Genomic DNA, 17304 nt, shown 5'->3' on the forward strand with positions numbered 1-17304 from the left:
TTTTAACTCAGGCATATTTGAATGATTGTTCAAATATGGAGTGATCGATGATCCCACTGTCAATTTTAGATTTGGCTCCAATTGGTGAAGGACAATCGATAAACCAAGCGATTGCAGCGAGCCGAGAGATGGCGATAATGAGCGAAAAAGCCGGCTTTAAACGTTATTGGTTAGCTGAGCACCATGGCATGCGTGGTGTTGCAAGTTCAGCGACTGCGCTAATGTTAGCACAAGCGGGTATGGCAACATCCACTATTCGCATTGGTTCAGGTGGCGTGATGCTTCCCAATCATGCTCCGTTGATGGTTGCAGAACAGTTTGGAACTTTAGCTGCGATGTTTGCTGATCGCGTTGATTTGGGGCTAGGGAGGGCACCAGGCACTGACTCAAAAACATCGCAGGCATTGCGTCGGCCGACCATGGACGCGGTAGAGCACTATCCCGAAGATATTGAACTGCTGCAACGCTACCTGGCGCAAGAAGGCAGCAGTGATGTGTTAGCGGTTCCCGGCGTGGGTAGCCATGTTCCATTATGGTTACTAGGTTCGAGCCTATACAGCGCGCGGCTAGCCAGTGAAAAAGGCCTACCATTTGCTTATGCTTCACATTTTGCGCCAGATTATTTAACGCGCGCTCTTGAGCTGTATCGCCGCCAATTTACCCCATCATCTCAATTGGATATGCCTTATACCATGGCTGGGGTTATGGCAGTCGTTGCTGATACCAATGCGCAAGCGCAGCATCTGTTTAGCTCGGCTAAATTGCAATTTTTACACTTGCGTCGCGGCTTAAACCAACCGTTTCCTGCGCCAGTCGATGACCTCTCTCAGCGCGCTAGCGCGCAGGAGCTTTTGATGGTCGAGCAAACACTCCGTTACGCCTTGGTTGGCAGTGTTGATCAGGTGAATCAACAGTTGCAGCAGTTCATTCGTGCCACGGGGGTGGATGAACTGATTATCTCAGTGCCCATTCATGATTTAGCCACTCGGTTGGAGACGGTCGCACAGCTTGGCCAATTCAACAGTCATTAGCAATTAAATGGGCTTGACCTGGGTGAGCAGCAATGTGGCCAAAGCGACAAAGCAACCACTGACAATAAAAATGGCTCCATAGCTCAGATATTGTGCAATTACTCCAGCACAGGCACCCGCGATCACTGATCCGGTATAGATACTGTTGGTAAACAAGGTGGTGGCTTGACCCGTTTGGCTAGGCAATAGTTCTTGAAAATAGATCATTCCTAGCCCACCTAACACACCGATAAACGCGGCGTTGCCTAATTGTAAAGCAAGCAACATATGCGGGCTGTCAAACCAGTTCATACCCAAATAAAATAATGTGCCTGCAACACCAGAGGCGATTAGTAAGCTGCGCATTTTCCAATATTTGGTGAGATAACCGGCGATCAGCATGATGGGGATCTCAAGCGCTGCTGCCATGCCCATCATCCATCCCGCCAGTTCTTGTGGCAGATGGAGCTGATGGCTCACATAGAGCGGCATAGAGATGATATACATGCTATTGCAGCCCCACATCAAGGTGGAACAGACAAACAGTTTGTAGATATCACCGCGATTTTTTTTGCTCTGCTCATGTGAATTAACGTTACTGGGTTGATGGGCTACATCAGGTAATTTGAGTAACGTGATAAAAAATCCCAGTACATAAACAGCGGTACCAAATAGAAATAAGGTATGGAATCCATAAGCGGTTATCAACGCGAACGCAATGGCTGGGCCAACGACCCATGCCAGTGAGAGCTGCGCACGCATAATGGTGGTAAACATCATCGAACGCTCTTTGGACTGATCTTTATAATCTCGGGCCAATGCAAATGACTGGGGCATAGCGGATGCGCCCATTCCGAGTAAGACGATGCCAATAGTGATGAGAATGAGATAACTGCGACACCAATCAAATAATAGGCAATTCAGTGCTCCCATCAGAAGACATATCAAGATAATGCGTTTGCGCTGACCATATTTATCGGAATAGCGCGCTACGAGCTGTGTAAAGACAATGCCACCAATCGCATTAAAAGTGTAAAACAGCCCGACAGCAAAGGGTTCTACATGCACTTCAGTGGTTAAAAAAAGGCTCAAAGTGGGGATAAATAGCGCCCCCCCTAGGCCGGTAAAAAAAGTAAGTGTCATAAACGACAGCAACACACTTGCTTGAGCACTGCGTAATTGACGCCAATAGGTCGTCAGCATAAAACCTCAACTAACATGAGAAAGATGGATGTTGTGTACTGGCATAGCCAACTTATTTGGGTTATCGACGTTGCTAGAATCGGACGATAGGTGCCCAGCGCGAATTGCGTTGAGTTATTATTTTGCCCCTTTTTTTCAAGCAGGTATAGTGCAATTATTTAAAGGAGAAGCGCTTGATTTACACGGCGCACTACACTGGTTTATGGACGGTCGTATGGCTGACGATAAAAGGACCCCGATGACTCAATTTAAATATTCTATGATGTTCCCCGTATTGCTGCTATGCAGCTTGCTATTAGCAGGATGCACGCTCTTGGGGGGCACCACGATCACCGATAGTAAAGTGGCCCAAATAGAGCGCAATTATACCAGTGACGACGAGTTATTGCAGATGTTTGGTCAACCTTATATTAAAATGACTGAAGGCAATAATCGGCAGCGTTGGACTTATTACAGCGATACCGCAGATAATCAAAGCTCATGGTTTCGCTCAAGCGCGCAGCACAAAACATTAATCATTTTGCTCGCAGATGGGGTTGTACGCGATTATCGTTATACTAAGAACTAACGACAGTTGTTGGTTAATGATAAGCAATTACGCTTCAATGTGCGGCTAGATCAGCTCTTAAATGATGTACAAATTGAAACTCACTTGAGCCGCTATTGCGGCTCAAGTATTTGTGCAAGGGGTTGCTTTTGGCAAATGTGGGGCAAGCGAGATTGCCGCGCTTAATAGAGCGGAACTTCCTCACCAATAATATATTTTTTGCGCAAAATTTCTGAGATTTTATCCATTACCATCACTAAAACCACCAGAATTAAGGTAATAAACATGACCACATCCCAGTTCCAAAGCCGCATGTTTTCCGCATAAACTAAACCGATGCCACCGGCACCGACAAAGCCGAGCACTGCCGCGGAGCGGGTGTTGGATTCAATTTGATAAAGCGTTAAGGCTAAAAATTGCGGAAATGATTGGGTAAAAATGCCAAAGCGGTGTTTCTGTAAACCGCTGGCGCCCAATGAACTTAGCCCACGGCTAGGACGTTTATCAACCGCATCGTGACTTTCGGCGTAGAGTTTGCCTAAAAGCCCAGTGTCTTGCACAAATATGGCTAATACCCCTGCCAGTGGGCCCATACCAACGGCGCGGATAAAAATAAGTCCCCAAATTGCCATATCAATGCCGCGCATGATATCGAAGATACGCCGCACGATAATGGCAAGCAGTTTTAATAGCGGCCGATTCATGACCCGTCGTGAGGCTAAAAATGATAAAGGTAAGGCGAATAAGGTTGCTGAGATAGTCCCAGCAAAAACAATACCTAAGGTAATGGCGATTTGTCCAAAATAGTAACCAAAAGGCCACTGACTGACATTATGCCAGATAAACATTCTCGCAAAATATTGGGCAAGTTTGACTACCCCCTCAAATAAGCGCGCGGCACTTAAGCCGTTGTAGCTAAAAAATAAGGCGTAGTAAACTATAACTGCAAGAGCGCAGCTGAACATCACCCAAATATGGCGGCGCCGGCTGGCGTAGATGGCCTGATATTGACGGTGGTGCTCTGAGGTCTTCATGCTAATGGGATGATGGATTAAATGCTGATCTGATTTTGTTTGACTAAACATGCTGGGCACCCTCAAGAACATAGGTTCTAATTTTTCCGGAAAGGTAATCGAGCACAGACACGACGACAACAATTTGGATTAAGACCATACTGACTTGATCAAAATGGTCGAGTTTGATCGATGTCATCAGCTCTTGACCAATGCCGCCGGCACCGACCAGCCCTAAAATGGTGGATTGGCGAAAATTAATTTCCAAGCGCATAAATGTATAAGAGAGAAATGTCGGGGCAACTTGTGGCCATAACCCATAGCGCATCCGTTCTATACGCGAAGCTCCCAGCGCGCGCAGGCCGCGCACCGGTTTATCTGATGCCACTTCGACGCTTTCATAGAACAGTTTGGTTTGAGCCCCAAAGCTATGTAAAAATAAGGCAAAAAAGCCGGGGATAGGGCCGATACCGAATGCCATAACAAACATGACCGCCCATGCTAATTCGGGCATCGTTCGGCAAAATGCAGCGATGCTACGCAGTGCATATCGAAACAGTTGATGGGTATAGGTATTGCCCGCAGCAGGGAATGAGGCCAGCGCCGCGAGAAAACTGGAAAAGATGGTTGCGGCAATTGCGACAGCAATTGTTTGACCTAATAGCGGGATTTGAATATGTAATCGGTAACCCCAATAAGCAAATGAACCTTTGGTGTGGCCGTCGGCGAATAACACCTGCCAGTGCAACACTGGCAAGATGTCATCGACGTAATCAAAAAAATGTGGAATGCCATGCCAAATAACTGACCAGTCAAATTCAGAGATATGACCTGAGTAAAGGTAAATGACGAGTATTCCAACCGACCAAAGTAATCCTTCGCGTTTTTGGCGTTTTCGAATACCGTGATAATATTCAGCAAATGACTGTGACATGACTTTCCCTTGTCCGCTTAACGATTACCGTTCATCAATTCACGTTTGAGATCGATGATATTGGCAAAATCTTTAACCGATGCGGGTGTGATATGTTGCGCGCCGCCAGCAGCTTTAATCCAACATGCGTGATGGTTTTTATCCAAATCATGAATGGCGCTAATTAACTTGGCTTTAAAATCGGCTGGCAAGTCATGGCGGACCAAAATGGGGCCGTTTGGAATTAACTGCGAGTGCCAAATAATGCGAATGTTTTTCATCAAATTCGGGTGATCCATCCGCATTAAACGGCTGAATGCCCCGGCCGTATAGCCTTTGTTGTAGTCACCGACCATCGAAGTCCATGTGACTGCCCCAGCAAATTGGCCGTTTAAAACACCTAAGATATCTTGCTCATGACCACCAGAGAACGTTGTCGAACTAAAGAAGTGGTTGTAGTTATCGTCCTTACTGCCACCGAAGCGCTTTTTAAAATCATGGTTAGGGATCAAAAAACCAGAGGTTGAATCAGGGTCGGCAAAGCCAAATGGGTGACCTTTCAGATCAGCAAGTTTGTGATATGGACTATCTGCACGGACGATCACCACTGAGTGATACCCTTTCGATTGGTCTTTATCATCGGTTAAAATCCCAATGACATCGACTGCCTTTGGATTGTTGATCTGTACTGAGGCAAAAGCCGATGGTGACATACTTAACACCATATCGATTTTGCCACCGATTAATCCTTGAATGACTCCTGAGTAATCAGATGAATTACGTAGTTTCGTGTCAACATGTAACGTTTTATCAAAGTAGGTTTTGACGCATTGGTTGTCGCCGATCTGTTGCGTAGCATTTTGTCCGCCTAAGATCCCTAAATTTAATTCACGCACGTCCGCGTGACTCAGCATGCTTTGTGCTGCGAGCACACTACCTAACACCAATGAAGCAAGTGTACGTTTCATATTCAAAATATCCTTATTGTTGAGTATTACCTTGGCCTTAAGCAGCCGCAGAAGATGAAGGGGTATAGATTAATTGTTGGACGTCATCAGTGAGTCCTTCTGGTGAGCCATCATAGACAATGGTACCTTCGGACACGCCGATCACGCGCGAGCAATATTGTTTGACTAACTCAACCGAGTGCAAGTTGACCATCACGCCGATATTCTGTGCACTGATCTCTTTGAGCGCCTGCATAACGCGATGGGTATTTTTGGGATCCAGTGATGCGACTGGTTCGTCGGCTAATAATAAGCGGGGATTTTGCATGAGTGCCCGGGCAATAGCGACGCGTTGACTTTGTCCGCCCGAAAGATTCTCAGCACGTTGTAAGGCGTGGTGAATCAGTCCTGTCCATTCGAGCAGTTCAATCGCTCGTTCGATATCCTGTTTGGGAAATAACTTCAGCATTGAGCGCACGATGCCGGTTTCACTTAAGCGGCCTAGCAATACATTGGTAATCACATCCAAACGAGGGACCAGGCAAAAATCCTGAAAAATCATGCCGCAGGTCGCTCGCCAATGACGCAGTGATTGACCCGAAAGAGTTTGAACATGTTGCGGTGAATCACTTTGTGCAAAGCCAATAATATCACCCGCAGTGGTTTCAATCGTGCCATTGAGCATATGCAATAATGTCGACTTACCCGCTCCAGAGCGACCGATCACCGCAACCAATTCACCGGCATAGAGATCGAAACTCACGCCTTTAATTACCTCCTGTTGTTGTCCATAAGCTTTGCGAAGATTGACAACGGAGAGTAATTTTTCAGGATGATGAGATGTTAATGTAGGCTGAGTATCCATACCGACCAAAATTGCGTTTTAATTAGCCGTTATGTAAACAACCTTTTTTGACAAAATGATGAACACAATGTGATGCTTTTATAACGCCCTCTTAAATGCAGCATGAAAAATGACCGGGGTATTCATTGATGCTTTAAATAAAGGACGTTACTCAACAAAATAGCCGGTTAGCGATATGTGTGAGAACAACACCGTTAAACACCTGTTACAGCTGCGCGCCTGACAAGTCGGCGTGTTCTGGCGTGACGGTTAACACACTGCTGTGCTCATACCAATCCCCGAGGACGATCCGCTGCTGAGAGTTGTCATTAAAAGGATGGTGAATCGCTGGGCGATGGGTATGGCCGTGGATCATCCAATCTAATTGGTAGTGTTTAAAGCGGGTAGTGACTTGCTCTGGTGTGACGTCCATGATGTTATCACTCTTACTTTGATTGTACCGTTTACTGTTGGCGCGCATGCGATTGGCAATATTAGCCCGCGCACGTTTGGGTAAATGTAAAAAGAGCCATTGCACCCAGCGCCTATGCACCATGCGGCGAAATTTTTGGTAGGATTCGTCCAGTGTACACATGATGTCGCCATGCAGTAACATGGTTTGACGACCATATAAGTTGATGATGGTTTCGTCGGGTAACATCGTCATGCCACACTGTTTGCAATAACGTTTGCCGACTAAAAAATCACGATTGCCGCAGATAAAATAGCAAGGCACCCCAGATTGGGTCAGCTTTTTAAGCGCTTGGGCCACAGTTTGGCTGGTCGTGGTGCGAAGATCATCGCCGACCCAAACTTCAAACAGATCGCCAAGGATATATAATGCATCGGCTTGATAGGCTTGCTCTTGCACAAAACGCAAAAACGCCCTAACCATGTCAGGGCGCTCATCACTAAGATGCAGATCAGCAATAAAATAGCTAACCGTCATTCACTCACGGTCACAGAGTTGATCATCACTTCATCCAAAGGAACGTCTTGATGAACATAACCAAAGTTACCGGTAGCAACGCCTTTGATTTTTTCAACAATATCCATACCGTTGCTGACTTTACCAAAAACACAATAACCCCAGCCTTGCGGAGTTTCTGAGCTGAAATTCAAAAAATCGTTATTTTTCAAATTGATGAAAAACTGTGATGAAGCTGAATGAGGCTCCATAGTACGTGCCATCGCAATGGTGCCTATGTCATTGGCTAGACCATTATTGGCTTCATTGGTAATGGTTTGATTGGTTTCTTTTTCTTTCATGCCACTGGCGAATCCACCACCTTGGATCATAAAACCATCAATCACCCGGTGAAATAAAGTGCCATCGTAGTGGCCTGATTTGGCGTAGTTTAGAAAATTTTCTACGGTTTTTGGTGCCTTTTCGGCATTTAGCTCTAAGGTGATGTCACCAAAATTTGTATGCAACGTAACCATTAGGTTTCTATCCTTTATTTAAAAATTGCTAAATTCTAGCGAGTTGTTGAATAGGATACCAGCCGACTAGCTGTTTTTCCGCAAGTTCAATGGTAAAATGTTGCATCGACTAGGAAAAGGACAGGAATAATCGGCCGAATGTTGAAAATCTATAACACGTTGACCCGCCAAAAAGAAGAGTTTAAACCGATCCAGCCGGGAAAAATCGGCATGTATGTTTGTGGTGTCACTATCTATGATTACTGTCATATCGGCCATGGCCGCACCTTTGCCTCATTTGACACGATCGCCCGCTACCTACGTTGGCGAGGGTTTGATCTAACCTATGTTCGTAATATTACCGATGTGGATGATAAAATAATCAATCGCGCCGCAGAAAACGGTGAAAGCTGCGGAACATTAGTGGCGCGGTTTAATCAAGCCATGCACGATGATTTTGCGGCGTTAGGGATACAAGCACCTGATATTGAACCGACTGTAACCACCCATATGCCTGAAGTCGTCGAGGTTGTGCAAAAATTGGTCGATCATGGGAATGCCTATGTGGGGGACAATGGGGATGTATTGTTCGCTGTCGACAGTTACACGAATTATGGCAAATTAAGTCAGCAAAATTTAGATATGTTGCAAGCGGGTGCTCGGGTCGATGTGGATCAAAGCAAACGTAATCCACTTGATTTTGTGCTTTGGAAAAAAGCAAAACCGGGTGAACCCCATTGGTCATCTCCTTGGGGCGAAGGACGCCCTGGTTGGCATATCGAATGTTCAGCAATGAACATGAAACATCTGGGTACCACTTTTGATATTCATGGTGGCGGTTCTGATCTGATCTTCCCTCATCATGAAAATGAAATTGCGCAAAGCTGCTGCGCGCATCATACCTCGTATGTTAATTACTGGATACACAGTGGTATGGTGCAAGTAGACAAAGTGAAAATGTCTAAATCACTGGGTAATTTTTTCACCATCCGTGAGGTGTTAGAACAATACGATGGCCAAACGGTGCGGTATTTTTTGATTTCAGGTCATTATCGCAGCCAGCTAAATTATTCAGAAGATAATTTAAAACAGGCGCGGGCGGCCATGGAACGATTATATACAGCGCTGCGCGGTGTAACCCCTGTAGCGGCTAGTGATGTGCTGGCTAAGCCTTATCGTGATACGTTTGTTCATGCGATGGATGATGACTTTAACACGCCTGAAGCGCTGCCAGTCTTATTTGACCTTGCCAAGGCATTGAATCGGGTTAAAGAAACGGATGCGGATGAAGCTGGGCAGTATGCCAGCTTGTTGATTGAACTCGGCGATGTATTAGGGCTATGTCAGCAAGATCCTGAGACGTTTTTACAAGGCGCGCAAGGCAGTGATGATGAAACAATTCAGATTGAAGCGTGGATTATTCAACGTAACGAAGCGCGCGCCGCTAAAAATTGGGCGAAAGCCGATGAAGCGCGTGATGCGTTAACCGCGTTGGGGATTGTGCTGGAAGATGGACCGCAAGGCACCACTTGGCGTAAAGCTTAAGTTAGGTTTGACCTGACAGCCATCAGAATGATGTTCTGATGGCTGTAAACTGTGCCGCTTAGGCTTGCGAGTCACGCGCTGTTGGCAGTTGTGCAACATGTAGTGGGCAACAAGTAATGCCGCTGCAATGGGTTCTTTTTTGTATTAGGTTGCATAAGCTTGTTGAATCGACAACTTTTTTGCTGCCTATAAATGACAGCCGTAACTGGCTTTTTGATTGATTAAGAATAAATATGACCTTATTAAAACGTGTAGTAATGGCCAATTTAGTAACGATCTTTATCGTCTACTTACTCAGTCAACATGTGTCGGCCTTTGCGGCGCACAGTGTCGGCGATTTTTGTTTTGAAATGATGATCGTGCTTTGGGGAATCGCTGCTATAAGTTGGCGCGGAGGGCTGTTTTTTCGCCGAGCGACCGCCTTAAAAGCGATTCGTCATAATCGCCAGCTCCCGTTTGTTGATGAGCAGCAAGAACGTGTCACCCAGCTTAATTATAAAGGCCAAACGGATTACTCCAGCGAAGTAATGCTCTTCATTGCCGGTGCACCAGCGGCATTAATTTGCGCTGTGATGACGTTTATCAGCTTAAATTGAGGCGATGATTTAGCCGCCCATTATGACGCAACGGTTGCGTTGACCAGTTTTGCGACTTTCACGTCATTGAAAGGGTCCTCGCGCAGCGGCCAGAGCAGTATTGAGTTTGTGGCTTAGGTGCGGCCGATGCGCTGGCTTTTACCCGCTAGACAGTGCTCGGCACATTTACAAAGAGTGATAGCCGCAGTGAGTTGCCTGATGATCTGCAGATATGATTGCCGTATGATAGTAGCACTGCTTGAATGAGGTGCTTACGATGTCCCATATTCAACTAATTCAAGGTGATATTACCACGGCTCATGTCGATGCCATTGTGAATGCTGCCAACTCGCGCATGTTAGGGGGCGGTGGAGTTGATGGCGCCATCCATCGCGTAGCTGGCCCTGAACTATTGCAAGCTTGTTTACAAGTCCCCGAGAGTGAACCCGGTGTTCGTTGCCCGGTGGGCCATGCGCAAATTACGAGGGCAGGGCGTCTGAGCGCGAAGTTTGTGATCCACACAGTCGGCCCTATTTATCGCAGCCATCACCACAGTGGCCCGTATCTAGAGAGTGCATATCGACATACCCTTGAGCTGGCCCGTACCCATCATTGTCATAGCATCGCATTTCCAGCTATTTCGTGTGGCGTGTATGGTTATCCCTACCAAGACGCAGCGCAGATTGCATTAACGACTTGTTTAGATTATGGCGAGCTAGACATTACTTTCTATCTCTTTGCTGATGATATTTATCAGGTATGGCAGGACGTCTATCAGCAATTACTGGCTTAGGTTTTTGTTTATTTTCTGACGTGCTAATGCTGTAATAAGCACAAATTAATCTGTTTAAAATGTAGCGATGCCGAACCCACTGATATGCCACAACACCTTGATTATTCGTCAATTAGATATTGATGATGCCGTACACGCGGTGGATATATTTTCGCAAATGTATGCTTACTACTTTAGTGAGCCGCCCACACCCGAAGCGATTGCCCGTTATCTGACTGAGCGAGTTCTCGCGGCCCACTCATCAGTTGGGGTGGCCGGAGCATTTGTTGATCAAAAACTTATGGGGTTTGCCACTTATACTATTTTGTACCCCGCGCCTAATTTATCGGGTCAAATGTTTATGAAAGATCTGTTTGTTTCTGCCTCGGCTCGGGGGCAACGATTAGGTCCTAAATTGATGCAATACATCGCACAGGTTGCCCTTGAGCATGATTGTGAGCGCCTGGATTGGACCGCCGAACAGAGTAATCCAAACGCTGGCAAATTTTACCGCGCGCTAGGTGCCGATCAAATCATAGAGAAGGAATACTATCGATTCACTGGTGCCGCACTGGCGGCCTTTGCCAAGCAAAATTCGCCCATGATAAAAGGATAAGGTGTTATGGCTCAAGTGGTGAGTGTGAGTAAAAGTTCTGCGCATCATTTTTCTAAGCAAGTGACCGATGCGATTCAGTTGATTGAAAATGAAGGGGTCGATGGCGATGCTCATCGCGGTGTTAACGTGCAGCATCGTTCACGGGTTAAAGTAGACCCCACTCAAGCGAATTTGCGCCAAGTGCATTTGATCCATATTGAGTTAATTGAACAGCTGCAAGCGCAAGGTTTTAACGTGAATGCCGGGACCATGGGCGAAAATATCACAACGATGGGGATCGAATTGCTCGATTTACCATGCGGTGCTCAATTGGGTTTTCCAAGCGGTGCGCGGGTAGAAGTGACTGGGCTGCGTAATCCTTGTGCACAACTAAACCACTATCAAAAGGGGTTAACCCAAGCGGTACTTGAGCGAGATGCACAGGGCAAGGTGATTCGTAAAGCTGGCGTGATGGGAGTCGTCGTTCAGGGTGGTTGGGTGTATCCCGATGATGCGATTGAGGTTATTTTGCCTGCGCAACCTCATTCTCCTCTCGCGTGTGTTTAATCTCGCAAAGACGCAATGGTCATAATGGGCGTGAGGGGGCTTGAACTGGCGGGTAACAACACATTTGATGAGCTCATCGATCAAAGAGTGAACTCGTCACGGTGAGAGTCGCGTTCAATTGATAAATAATGGGGCATGGCGCTGTTATAATTGAGCCGTTGCCAAGCTCTAGGTTGCATGGGCAGGATGATAAGACATGCGGCATTTTATGATGCGACGGCTATGTGTAACAGCCCAGTATAATGGGCGCCGCTTTAACGGATTTTGCTTATCCGCTAGTGAACTATTTTGCATAAAGACTTAAAAGGAAATGTCGCATGCGAACAATCATCGCCGCGCTTTTATTTATATTGCTCCCGCTGACCGCACACGCACAGTGCGTGATTAACGAGCAGGCGTTAAATTACCACTATGATCAGCATGTGGATTACAGTAATCCGAACATCCCGACTGATTTTTTTATGTTGATGTACAGCAACTCGCCGCAGTTTTGTCAAAAACATGGCAAGTCATCACAATATAACTTTCAATGTCATTCAGAGAATGCTTTTGGTTGGGTGATCCATGGGCTATGGGGCGACTCTACGGCGGCCTATTTAAGCGGCGATATTCGGCAACATCCTCGTTTTTGTCGCGGTGATTTACCCAAAGTACCACTTGCAACGCTCAAACCGTATTTATGTATGAGCCCCGGCACCGCATTATTGCAAGGCGAATGGGAAAAACACGGGGCTTGTGACTTTCCCTCTGCGAGGGCCTATTATCAACAAGAGCAACAGTTATACCAACGCTTTAAGGTTGCGCCTGGGCAGTTAAATAGCGCTCAAGCTGTCCGCTGGATGAAGCGTCATAATCCGGTGCTCGCCGATAAACGATTGCATCGCCAGGGCAGTGAATTTGGCATCTGTTTTAATCGCCAGTTTGCAGTGATAAGCTGCCCAAAGCGGCGTAAATAAACGTGCTGTTATTGGGTGTGATGAACGTTATGGTTAATAAGGGATGACGATGCGAGAGATCCGAGAGGGTGGAAGCGACCACCCAGCTGTGGTAGCGCTATTGCAAGAGCATTTAATGGATATGCATGCTACATCACCACTAGAGAGCTGCCACGCATTAGATGCAAGCCAATTTAAAGCAGCCAATATCCGATTTTGGGGGCTTTGGCAAGCCGAGCAATTATTAGGTTGCATTGCATTAAAAGTCATTGAACCGGGTCATGGTGAGATTAAATCGATGCGAACGGCTAAATCAGCACGCGGTCAAGGGTTGGCTAAACAGCTCATCGAGCACTTATTACAACAGGCACAGACGTTAGGACTAACGAAAATAAGTTTAGAAACAGGAACCGCCGACTTTTTTATTCCAGCACGGTGTTTATATCAACGTTATGGATTTAGCGAGTGTGCACCGTTTGGTGATTACGTGATTGATCCACACAGCACCTTTATGACGAGGCAGTTAACCTGATCCCGATTAAATAAACAAGGTAGAGGCACGGGCATCTACCTTGGTATAAATCAATCAAACTCACAGGTTAAGCGTCGTGGTATTTTTCACACGCTTCAAGCGTGTTTTCAATTAAGCTGGCAACCGTCATTGGACCTACACCGCCGGGAACTGGAGTGATCCAACTGGCATGTTGCTGGGCGCTATCAAAGACCACATCACCCACCAACTTACCAGATTCCAGACGGTTGATGCCAACATCGATCACAATGGCACCATCTTTAATCCACTCACCCGGAATAAATTGCGCTTTACCCACTGCAACAACCAACAGATCTGCTCGGCGCACTTCACTTTCAAGGTCTCTGGTAAAGCGATGGCAAGTTGTTGTCGTGCAGCCTGCTAACAATAGCTCTAATGTCATGGGGCGGCCGACAATATTCGAAGCGCCCACAATCACGGCATTCATACCATAAGGATCAACCCCGGTGGACGCAATTAAACTCATAATTCCCTTCGGTGTACAGGAGCGTAAGGCTGGGATACGTTGGGCGAGGCGGCCCACATTATAAGGATGAAAACCATCGACATCTTTATCAGGACGAATACGCTCAATCACTTCAGTTTCATCAATATGAGCAGGTAGCGGAAGCTGAACTAAAATACCATCAATGCTGGGATCACCATTGAGCTCATCAATCAAGTCAATGAGTTGTTGATGTGACGTTTGTGCGGGAAGGTCGTAAGAGCGAGAAATAAATCCCACTTCATCACAGGCTTTACGTTTGCTATTGACGTAGACCTTCGAGGCTGGATCACTCCCAACCAGTACTACGGCAAGCCCGGGCGCGCGGCGACCCTGTTCTAAACGAGCTTTTACTTTCTCGCTAACTTGTTGGCGCAGCGACTGCGCGATAGCTTTACCATCAATGATTTTAGCTGACATATACACTAATATGGGGGGTTATGATTCAGTGCTCGTTATTGTCGCAGAAATCAGTTTATAGGCCAATGAAAATTTGTGACGTTGATCGCTGCACCGTAAAGTAGCATAAATCAAAGAATTTGAGTGTTTTTTAAACAATTCAATAGCTTGTGAAGTGCCAGGTAAAAGAGAAGGGATATAAAATATTTGACGCTTTGGCGGATAATCAGTAATATGCGCTCCGCATCGATGGTATACTTTCATCTGCGACATGTGCCCTTAGCTCAGTTAAAACAACCATAGGTTATCAAGCCATTCAGGTTTGAATTTAACATCGCGGCGCAAAAATAATTTAAGCTCCGTTAGCTCAGTTGGATAGAGCACCCGCCTTCTAATTTTGGCAGAAATGTAAATTTCAAAAATTGGGCTTCATGAGAGAAACTTCATGAATGTAAGACGTCAAATTCGGGGAAACCTTACTCATTGAGTTGGCAATCCCGAGCCAAGCCTAGCATTTTAGGAAGGTGTAGAGACTAGACGGCGTCTACCTAAAGTTGTTATCACGACAACTATGGTAAAGGGATAGTCCAGCGCACAAAGCCGTAAGGTGGTAGCGAAAGCTATAGTGTGATGAAGCGGGTGGTCACAGGTTCGAATCCTGTACGGAGTACCATATTTTTAACGGCGTAGTAGGCAAAGTCTACTACGCCGTTTTTCTATCTGTGCAACTTCATTTTTATAAAATAGCTAATGATTGAAAAGCCATTAGCTATTTTATAAAAATGAGCGTGACTATCAGTTCCGTGTGAATTCTATTTGGTCTATTTATTTGATAAATAATAACGCGCGTTACCTGATGCCAATCCATCGATTTTTCATGGCCTCTTATTCTACCTGATGCTGACATAAACGATACTCGCCCACTTCTGCCTTTCTAAAGACGCACCAACATCACTCATCTGCAATAATAGGTTGAAAAAATAATGCAAATATTAGAGTTAAATCATATAAACAGGCGGATTAACTCTTTTAGGCGATTGTGTGGTGATGAGTAAATCAGTATGGTGAGATATTGCATACATCTCAATGCATCTTCATTGCCGGCGCAACCCAATTGATTGCCTCGGGGGCGGTAGCGTGGTTCAACCTAATTTACTTGTCGTCAAGCTTACTCATCACCTCACCAAATACAGCACTCAGGGATCATGAATAGAGTGATAGCGGCATCGATCGTTTGAATGATATCTGAGCTTACGACAGGCTCAGATCACTGATCGGCGATATCTACCTTTGTAGCCATTTCGCTATGGCGATTGTGAACGCTCTGATTTCTGTATGGATAGACAGTATTATTTGTACATGTGCCATCGCGAGCGCAGATCCGCCCCAACTGATGCGTACTTTGTTATAAACATCATTATAAAAATAAATAAAAATCAATATATTAGAATAAATGTGAGGTTGGATAATGCGCATGCGCATTTATCGCGAGGGTATATTTTCCCAAATAAGACTTAACTGTATGATAGTCCTGTAAAAACAGCTTGCTCACTTTGCCCCCATAGGGGTGGGATTTGAGCATGCTTCATATAAAAATGTTATAAGTTTGAGAAAAATTATGAATATTGAATGCCCATCGTGCTCAGAAGAAAACAAAATTGAGTATGGTGAAAATATAATTTGTAATAAATGTGGGACCACTTTTGCTGGTCATACATACAAAAAATTTAAGAAACCATTATTATCAGCTTCGTCTGCCCTTCTTATTGGCGTTTTTGGTACGTATAAAATAGATCAACTTTATTTAAATGAACAAAGATATCCAGTAAAAATTGAATACGAAATTATAGATAGCTGCGTTAACTCTGACCAACGAGCTATTACCAATCATCAATATCTTGAAAAGAAAGAACGATGTTCATGTGCCTTAGAGTTAACAATGGATTCAATATCGTATAAAGAAGCTACTAGTGACGATTCTAAGTTTTTACAAAAATTTCGTTCTAACTTAAATCATTGTAAGTAAATCGAAACCAGTAGCTCACGATTACTATCTTCTTGGTGGGTTGTTACCACGACCGCCGCCAGATGGATTGCCTGTTTTACTTGGTCCGTTTGGTGGTGTGTTATTAGCCATTGTTGTTTTTAGCATTTCATTATCTCCAATATTTTTATGATTTGCCCTAAGGACATATTCATAATAAATCGGTGCAAAGGGACATTTGGGGACAAAATTAGTGACAGCAAAAGAAAATCTAGAAAAAGTTTTAAATTCACTTGGTTGGTCAAAAAAGCGACTAGCGAGAGAGGTCTATGTAGAACTAAATGACGATGATAACGAGAAAGAAATACTCAATTTTGAAGATAAAGTTAAGAAAGAGTTTCAACGGTCAACAACAAAAAAAGAAAAGTTTGAATTTTATTTAAAAATAATTAGTAATCATCGTGAGTTTAAAAAACTAGATCTTGTTGTTCCTAATTATAAATCGTCTAACCTTCTTAGCGATTCATTAACTGATGGCTTATCACAAATATCAAAAGAATTAGGTGACGAATTGGGGAAATAAACTTATAACAAGACGAAGCAATTGACAAAATACATGTCACGAATTTTGGTTCCCAAAATATAGCGCCATGTATTTTGCAACTGTTCTATGCGTTAGTGCGTCAAGCGAAGCTTGATGCATCTTGCAGGGTGAAAGTCCCTGTCAGGTAAGGTTTAACTCACCACCTGTATCGAGTGTTGCGCCTGTGGCGGAGCCGATTTTTTTACGGTGAACAAAACAGGTGAAGCGTACACAAAGAATTATGTAGACCATAGAGGATACGTGTCCCTGAAGTGCTGGTATCGCTTCGATAAAGCCAATCTGACTGACGAGGTTTGTAACGCCATCGAAGTCCAAGCAAAGCAATCGTAAAGGTGAGATTGCGGCGAGTCAGCGGAGTTATTAAGCCGTGGCATGTATGAAGAGATGCATCA

General features: G+C 45.0%; 19 protein-coding genes. 11 read left to right on the forward strand and 8 right to left on the reverse strand.

Going from position 1 to position 17304, the window contains the following annotated elements; all coding sequences use genetic code 11:
* Positions 1-47: 47 nt before the first annotated feature.
* On the forward strand, positions 48-1031 hold the full coding sequence (locus ABUE30_RS01465) for an LLM class flavin-dependent oxidoreductase (protein ID WP_408621911.1): 984 nt from the start codon (positions 48-50) through the stop codon (positions 1029-1031).
* Between the two features lie 3 nt (positions 1032-1034).
* Here ABUE30_RS01465 and ABUE30_RS01470 read toward each other — a convergent pair whose 3' ends face one another.
* A complete protein-coding gene (locus ABUE30_RS01470) occupies positions 1035-2213 on the reverse strand; it encodes a sugar efflux transporter (protein ID WP_408621912.1) in 1179 nt (392 codons plus the stop codon).
* 148 nt (positions 2214-2361) lie between these two features.
* On the opposite strand from ABUE30_RS01470, the gene ABUE30_RS01475 reads away from it, so the two are divergent.
* Positions 2362-2781, forward strand: coding sequence for a hypothetical protein (locus ABUE30_RS01475; RefSeq protein ID WP_408621913.1), 420 nt, complete (start codon positions 2362-2364; stop codon positions 2779-2781).
* A gap of 161 nt (positions 2782-2942) precedes the next feature.
* On the opposite strand, the gene phnE (ABUE30_RS01480) is transcribed toward ABUE30_RS01475, so the two are convergent.
* The 6 genes from phnE (ABUE30_RS01480) to ABUE30_RS01505 all read right to left on the reverse strand — a co-directional run bounded on the left by phnE (ABUE30_RS01480) (position 2943) and on the right by ABUE30_RS01505 (position 7920).
* Positions 2943-3794, reverse strand: coding sequence for a phosphonate ABC transporter, permease protein PhnE (gene phnE, locus ABUE30_RS01480; protein WP_408622513.1), 852 nt, complete (start codon positions 3792-3794; stop codon positions 2943-2945).
* 43 nt (positions 3795-3837) lie between these two features.
* Positions 3838-4707, reverse strand: a complete 870-nt coding sequence (gene phnE / locus ABUE30_RS01485) for a phosphonate ABC transporter, permease protein PhnE (protein WP_408621914.1) — start codon at positions 4705-4707, stop codon at positions 3838-3840.
* A 17-nt stretch (positions 4708-4724) separates the two neighbouring features.
* On the reverse strand, positions 4725-5654 hold the full coding sequence (gene phnD, locus ABUE30_RS01490) for a phosphonate ABC transporter substrate-binding protein (RefSeq protein WP_408621915.1): 930 nt from the start codon (positions 5652-5654) through the stop codon (positions 4725-4727).
* Between the two features lie 37 nt (positions 5655-5691).
* Complete coding sequence (gene phnC / locus ABUE30_RS01495) at positions 5692-6498, reverse strand: phosphonate ABC transporter ATP-binding protein (protein WP_408621916.1); 807 nt, start codon at positions 6496-6498, stop codon at positions 5692-5694.
* A gap of 205 nt (positions 6499-6703) precedes the next feature.
* Positions 6704-7426: a UDP-2,3-diacylglucosamine diphosphatase gene (gene lpxH, locus ABUE30_RS01500; RefSeq protein WP_408621917.1), complete on the reverse strand. Its 723-nt coding sequence runs from the start codon at positions 7424-7426 to the stop codon at positions 6704-6706.
* On the reverse strand, positions 7423-7920 hold the full coding sequence (locus ABUE30_RS01505) for a peptidylprolyl isomerase (RefSeq protein ID WP_408621918.1): 498 nt from the start codon (positions 7918-7920) through the stop codon (positions 7423-7425). The genes lpxH and ABUE30_RS01505 overlap by 4 nt, the downstream gene beginning before the upstream one ends.
* 138 nt (positions 7921-8058) lie before the next feature.
* Here ABUE30_RS01505 and cysS point away from each other — a divergent pair, with 138 nt between their 5' ends.
* The 7 genes from cysS to ABUE30_RS01540 all read left to right on the forward strand — a co-directional run bounded on the left by cysS (position 8059) and on the right by ABUE30_RS01540 (position 13420).
* The gene (gene cysS / locus ABUE30_RS01510; RefSeq protein ID WP_408621919.1) at positions 8059-9444 is read left to right on the forward strand and encodes a cysteine--tRNA ligase; all 1386 of its coding nucleotides are present in this window, start codon (positions 8059-8061) and stop codon (positions 9442-9444) included.
* 233 nt (positions 9445-9677) lie between these two features.
* Complete coding sequence (locus ABUE30_RS01515; protein WP_408621920.1) at positions 9678-10040, forward strand: hypothetical protein; 363 nt, start codon at positions 9678-9680, stop codon at positions 10038-10040.
* A gap of 256 nt (positions 10041-10296) precedes the next feature.
* Positions 10297-10812, forward strand: coding sequence for an O-acetyl-ADP-ribose deacetylase (locus ABUE30_RS01520; protein ID WP_408621921.1), 516 nt, complete (start codon positions 10297-10299; stop codon positions 10810-10812).
* Between the two features lie 67 nt (positions 10813-10879).
* Complete coding sequence (locus tag ABUE30_RS01525) at positions 10880-11407, forward strand: GNAT family N-acetyltransferase (RefSeq protein WP_408621922.1); 528 nt, start codon at positions 10880-10882, stop codon at positions 11405-11407.
* 6 nt (positions 11408-11413) lie between these two features.
* Complete coding sequence (locus ABUE30_RS01530; protein WP_408621923.1) at positions 11414-11953, forward strand: MOSC domain-containing protein; 540 nt, start codon at positions 11414-11416, stop codon at positions 11951-11953.
* A gap of 317 nt (positions 11954-12270) precedes the next feature.
* The gene (locus ABUE30_RS01535; protein WP_408621924.1) at positions 12271-12909 is read left to right on the forward strand and encodes a ribonuclease T2 family protein; all 639 of its coding nucleotides are present in this window, start codon (positions 12271-12273) and stop codon (positions 12907-12909) included.
* 49 nt (positions 12910-12958) lie between these two features.
* Positions 12959-13420 carry a GNAT family N-acetyltransferase gene (locus ABUE30_RS01540; RefSeq protein ID WP_408621925.1) on the forward strand — a complete coding sequence of 154 codons (462 nt, stop codon included), beginning with the start codon at positions 12959-12961 and terminating at the stop codon, positions 13418-13420.
* Positions 13421-13487: 67 nt separating this feature from the next.
* Here the strand turns inward: ABUE30_RS01540 and folD are convergent, their stop codons facing one another.
* Entirely contained in the window at positions 13488-14345 is an 858-nt protein-coding gene (gene folD / locus ABUE30_RS01545; protein ID WP_408621926.1) for a bifunctional methylenetetrahydrofolate dehydrogenase/methenyltetrahydrofolate cyclohydrolase FolD, read from the reverse strand.
* Positions 14346-15942: 1597 nt separating this feature from the next.
* On the opposite strand from folD, the gene ABUE30_RS01550 reads away from it, so the two are divergent.
* Both ABUE30_RS01550 and ABUE30_RS01555 read left to right on the forward strand, forming a co-directional pair.
* Positions 15943-16350, forward strand: a complete 408-nt coding sequence (locus ABUE30_RS01550; protein ID WP_408621927.1) for a hypothetical protein — start codon at positions 15943-15945, stop codon at positions 16348-16350.
* A gap of 211 nt (positions 16351-16561) precedes the next feature.
* Positions 16562-16891: a hypothetical protein gene (locus tag ABUE30_RS01555; RefSeq protein WP_408621928.1), complete on the forward strand. Its 330-nt coding sequence runs from the start codon at positions 16562-16564 to the stop codon at positions 16889-16891.
* The last annotated feature ends 413 nt before the right edge of the window (positions 16892-17304 follow it).

Origin of the sequence: Celerinatantimonas yamalensis (assembly GCF_046054155.1) — a bacterium.
Taxonomy (GTDB): domain Bacteria; phylum Pseudomonadota; class Gammaproteobacteria; order Enterobacterales; family Celerinatantimonadaceae; genus Celerinatantimonas; species Celerinatantimonas yamalensis.